This is a genomic window from Pseudomonas sp. SDO5271_S396 (genome assembly GCF_054071795.1).
The window spans coordinates 1-4,714 of the sequence record NZ_JBSVWB010000104.1; the positions used below are offsets into that span (position 1 = coordinate 1).

5 protein-coding genes are annotated in these 4,714 nt (G+C 58.1%); 1 reads left to right on the forward strand and 4 read right to left on the reverse strand.

Translation table 11 applies throughout. From position 1 onward, the window contains the following. Nucleotides 1–80: 80 nt before the first annotated feature. From def to ACW9IN_RS30000, 3 genes are all read right to left on the reverse strand, one after another. Complete coding sequence (gene def, locus ACW9IN_RS29990; protein ID WP_457369223.1) at nt 81–620, reverse strand: peptide deformylase; 540 nt, start codon at nt 618–620, stop codon at nt 81–83. A gap of 3 nt (nt 621–623) precedes the next feature. Then, nucleotides 624–1,574 (reverse strand): YihY/virulence factor BrkB family protein, encoded by a 951-nt coding sequence (locus ACW9IN_RS29995; RefSeq protein WP_457369224.1) that lies wholly within the window; start codon nt 1,572–1,574, stop codon nt 624–626. 170 nt (nt 1,575–1,744) lie between these two features. Next, nucleotides 1,745–1,930 carry a CsbD family protein gene (locus ACW9IN_RS30000; RefSeq protein ID WP_457369225.1) on the reverse strand — a complete coding sequence of 62 codons (186 nt, stop codon included), beginning with the start codon at nt 1,928–1,930 and terminating at the stop codon, nt 1,745–1,747. Nucleotides 1,931–2,129: 199 nt separating this feature from the next. Between ACW9IN_RS30000 and ACW9IN_RS30005 the strand changes: the two genes are divergently transcribed. Then, nucleotides 2,130–2,507 (forward strand): hypothetical protein, encoded by a 378-nt coding sequence (locus ACW9IN_RS30005; RefSeq protein WP_457369226.1) that lies wholly within the window; start codon nt 2,130–2,132, stop codon nt 2,505–2,507. 174 nt (nt 2,508–2,681) lie between these two features. Here ACW9IN_RS30005 and fadD1 read toward each other — a convergent pair whose 3' ends face one another. After that, nucleotides 2,682–4,373 (reverse strand): long-chain-fatty-acid--CoA ligase FadD1, encoded by a 1,692-nt coding sequence (gene fadD1 / locus ACW9IN_RS30010; protein ID WP_457369227.1) that lies wholly within the window; start codon nt 4,371–4,373, stop codon nt 2,682–2,684. Nucleotides 4,374–4,714 lie beyond the last annotated feature (341 nt).

Consider the following 4,714-nt stretch of genomic DNA (forward strand, 5'->3'; position numbering starts at 1 on the left):
CAGTAGCAGCAATGCAAGCTGACCCGCCGCTATCGCAGGCAAGCCAGCTCCCACAATGTCATCGGTGTTGTGTCAGTTGATCAATCGTCCGCCGTGGGGTCCATGTCGGGGAACATCACTTCGATAAAGCCGAACTTGCTGAAGTCAGTGATCCGCGATGGGTACAACCGGCCGATCAAATGGTCGCATTCGTGCTGCACCACCCGCGCGTGGAAGCCCTCGGCGACGCGCACGATCGGCTCGCCCTTGGGGTCGAAACCTTCATAGCGAATCTGCTGATAACGGTTCACCGCACCGCGCAGGCCGGGCACGGAAAGGCAACCTTCGTAGCCCTCTTCCAGCACCGGGCTCAGCGGGGTGATCAGCGGGTTGATCAGGATGGTCTGCGGCACGGGAGGCGCGTCCGGGTAGCGCTCGCTGGCTTCGAAACCGAAGATCACCAGTTGCAAATCGACGCCGATCTGCGGCGCTGCGAGCCCCACACCGCCCACGTGTTCCATGGTCTGGAACATGTCATCGATCAGTTGCCACAGCTCGGGGCTGTCGAACATTTCCGGCGGCACCGGTGGCGCGATACGCAGCAGGCGCTCGTCGCCCATTTTCAGGATTTCACGGATCATCGATCAGACTTCGTCGGTAGTGGGCTTGAGGGAAGGGTCTCGGCCTAAGCCTGAGACATGCTGTTTTTCATCGCTCTGGTGTTCATCGAAATCCTTTTCGCCAGGGTTCTTGCCTTCCTCTGACATGTGCTCGATCACGGCGTTCATCTCTGCGCCCAGCAGCAGCACCGCGGCAGAAATGTAGAAGTACAGGAGCAGGACGATGATCGCGCCGATACTGCCATACATGGCGTTGTAGTCGGCAAAGGTTTTCACGTAATAACCAAAGCCCAGGGAGGCGACGATCCAGACCACCACCGCCAGCACGGAGCCCGGGGTGATAAAACGAAATTTCTGCTTAACGTCGGGCATCACGTAATACATGAGGGCCACGGCGAACATCAGCAGGATCACGATCAACGGCCAGCGCAGGATGGTCCACAGGGTGACCACGAATTCCTGCATGCCGATCTGCCCCGCCAGCCACTCCATCACTTGCGGGCCGAGCACCATCAGTGCGGCGGCGGCCAGCAGCATGCCGGCGATGCCCACGGTGTAGAAGATCGACAGCGGGAAGCGCTTCCAGATCGGCCGGCCTTCCACCACGTCGTAGGCGGCGTTCATCGCGCTCATCATCAGGCGCACGCCGGCGGAGGCGGTCCACAGCGCGATGACGATACCCACCGAGAGCAGGCCGCCCTTGGACTGTTGCAACTGATCGATAACCGGATTGACCTGCTCCAGGGCCTGGGGCGGCAACACCAGTTCCGATTGCAGGCGCAACCAGGTGAAAAAGTCCGGCAGGTGCAGGAAACCGATCAGGGCAATGAGGAACAGCAGGAAGGGAAACAATGAAAACAGCATCTGGTAGGCCAGTGCCGAGGCGTAGGTGGGCATCTCGTCATCGACGAACTCTTTGACGGTGCGCACCAGCACCTGGTGCAGCTTGAGGCCTTGCAGAACCGGAAAGATCATAGCGTCTCCTTTCGCCGCATCATGGTTGGATAAGAGGGCGACTCAGGGGCCGTTTTCTACATCAAGGTAGCCTATTTGGCGACCTTGAAACAATTTCGAAACTTTAGCGCCGGCAGATGACATAAAAACGGCCATCCGGGGATGGCCGCTGGTGCGGTGTGAAAGCACGCTTATTTGGTAGCTTTCTTTACCGCATCCTTGGTGTCGCCGATGGCTTTTTCGACTTTGCCTTTCTTTTCCTGTACCACGCCTTCAGCGCGCAGTTTGTCGTTGCCGGTGACTTTGCCAACACCTTGCTTGATGTTGCCGACGGCTTCGTCTTTCAAACCTTTTGCCTTATCCGCTGTGCTGCCCATGGTATCTCTCCAGAATAACAATCAAGGATTGAGGTGCTTACCCAGAAATTGACCCGACGCGGTTCGGCAGAGTTTCAATTATTTTTCGGGGGCATTTCATCGCCCTGCACAGGTTTGGCTTTATGTTTTGCGGCCAACCCACGAGAATGCGCGGCACATTCAGGCTATAACGCTGAATAACAGATCCCGTAGGAAAGTTATGAAACTCAATAAAGCACAGGCCATCGCCCGCAGAAACCAGGAACTGGGCGGTGCCGTACTCGGCGTCAACAACTGCCACTTCACCGACCTGGACCGCAAACGCAACATCTGGTGGTTCGACCTGCCGGTGGGCCGTATTGCCGTGGGCCAGTACGAGTGGATTCACCTGTTGATGCACAACGCCGAGACCGACCAGTTGCTGCACCTGAAGGTGCCGACCGTGTTCCTGCGCGAAAAGCTCGATGGCCTGGTGGTGCGCAATGCGGGCAAGCGCAAGCCGGAGATTACGCTGGAGCTGAGCGCAGACAAGGATTCGTTCTTGAAGGATGTGCGCCCGGCAGGCGCGGGCGTGGGCTTCGCACAGTTCGCCCTGTAGGGATGCGGTCAAAACTGTGGGAGCTGGCTTGCCTGCGATAGCGGTGTATCAGCCAGCCCTTCAGTGACTGACTCTCCGCCATCGCAGGCAAGCCAGCTCCCACATTGAATTGCATTCCAGTCATGGGAATCAGCAAGCATTAAAAAACCCCGCATCAGCGGGGTTTTTCATGGATTACTTTTTAAGGCCCAGCTTCTTCAGCTCTTCATCGCGCAACTCACGACGCAGGATCTTGCCCACGTTGGTGGTCGGCAACGCATCGCGGAACTCCACGGCCTTGGGCACCTTGTAGGCGGTGACGTTGGCACGCATGTGCTCCATCACCTGTTCCTTGGTCAGGGTAGCGCCCGGTTTGACCACGATGAAGATCTTGATGACCTCCCCGGACTTCTCATCCGGCACGCCGATGGCCGCGCACTGCAATACACCCGGCAGGGTCGCGAGCACGTCTTCCAGTTCGTTGGGGTACACGTTGAAGCCAGAGACCAGGATCATGTCTTTCTTGCGATCGACAATGCGCATGTAGCCATCCGGCTGGATGATCGCGATGTCACCGGTCTTCAGCCAGCCTTCGCTGTCGAGGATTTCGGCGGTGGCGTCTTCACGCTGCCAATAGCCCTTCATCACCTGCGGGCCCTTGATGCACAGCTCGCCGATCTCGCCCAGCGGCAGCTCGCTGCCGTCATCGGCGATGACTTTGCACAGGGTCAACGGCACGGGAATGCCGATGGTGCCGACCTGGACGCATTGGATCGGATTCACCGTGGCCACCGGGCTGGTTTCGGTCATGCCGTAGCCTTCGCAGATGCCGCAGCCGGTCACGTCTTTCCAGCGCTCGGCAGCGGCCAGTTGCAGGGCCATGCCGCCTGAAAGGGTAAGTTTGAGCGCAGAGAAATCCAGCTTGCGGAAACCTTCGTTGTTGCACAGCGCGACGAACAAGGTGTTCAAGCCGACAAAGCCGCTGAACTTCCACTTCGACAGTTCCTTGACCATCGCCGGCAGGTCGCGCGGGTTGCTGATCAGGATGTTGTGGTTGCCGATCAGCATCATCGCCATGCAGTGAAAGGTGAAGGCATAGATGTGGTACAGCGGCAGCGGCGTGATCAGGATCTCGCAGCCTTCGTTGAGGTTGGAGCCCATCAGCGCCTTGCATTGCAGCATGTTGGCGACGAGGTTGCGGTGGGTGAGCATCGCGCCCTTGGCCACGCCGGTGGTGCCACCGGTGTATTGCAGCACGGCGACGTCGCCGCTGGCCGGGCTGGCATCGTTGACCGGCTGGCCGTGGCCCTTGGCGAGCACGTCGTTGAACTTGATCGCCTGGGGCAAGTGATAGGCCGGGACCATTTTCTTCACGTACTTGATGACGCTGTTGATCAGCAGGCGCTTGAGCGGCGGCAACAGGTCGGCGACTTCGGTGACGATCACATGCTTGACGGCGGTCTTGGGCACGACCTTTTCCGCCAGGTGGGCCATGTTGGCCAGACAGACCAGGGCCTTGGCCCCGGAGTCGTTGAACTGGTGTTCCATTTCCCGCGCGGTGTACAGCGGGTTGGTGTTGACCACGATCAGGCCGGCACGGATGGCGCCGAACACGGCGACCGGGTATTGCAGGACGTTGGGCAGTTGCACGGCGATGCGGTCGCCGGGCTTGAGGTCGGTATGCTGTTGCAGGTAGGCGGCAAATGCGCCGGACAATTCGTACAATTCACCGTAGGTGATGGTCTTGCCCAGGTTGCTGAAAGCCGGTTTGTTGGCGAAGCGCTGGCAGGACTGTTTCAGTACCGCCTGAATATTCGGATACTCGTCTGGATTGATGTCGGCAGCAATCCCGGCGGGGTACTTATCCTTCCAAAAGTCTTCGTTCATGGAAGCCCACTCCTCAGCGTCGCGAATTCATCATCGCATTTGATGCGATTATTATTGGTGTATGTTTTTTTAAGGTGAGTCTGGCGCTTCAAAGCAGGCCGAGATGTCACAAAGCGCGCCGAGAGTAGCAGCTTTGCCAAGGGTCGACTAGAGCCAAAAGAGGGCCCCACAGTCATATTCCTGACTGTCCTACAATATTTGGTCACGCTTTAAACGAAGCCGAAATAATTCAACAAACTGCTCTGGAACAAGGCTTTCAAGGCAACACAATACAAATGTGGGAGCGGGCTTGCTCGCGAAAGCGGTGGGTCAGTCAACATAGCGGTGACTGACAGTCCGTC

Excerpts from the sequence above, each read along its gene's own strand:
- def (WP_457369223.1), bottom strand. The coding sequence starts at position 620 with ATGATCCGTGAAATCCTGAAAATGGGCGACGAGCGCCTGCTGCGTATC.
- ACW9IN_RS29995 (WP_457369224.1), bottom strand. The coding sequence starts at position 1,574 with ATGATCTTTCCGGTTCTGCAAGGCCTCAAGCTGCACCAGGTGCTGGTG.
- ACW9IN_RS30000 (WP_457369225.1), bottom strand. The coding sequence starts at position 1,930 with ATGGGCAGCACAGCGGATAAGGCAAAAGGTTTGAAAGACGAAGCCGTC.
- ACW9IN_RS30005 (WP_457369226.1), top strand. The coding sequence starts at position 2,130 with ATGAAACTCAATAAAGCACAGGCCATCGCCCGCAGAAACCAGGAACTG.
- fadD1 (WP_457369227.1), bottom strand. The coding sequence starts at position 4,373 with ATGAACGAAGACTTTTGGAAGGATAAGTACCCCGCCGGGATTGCTGCC.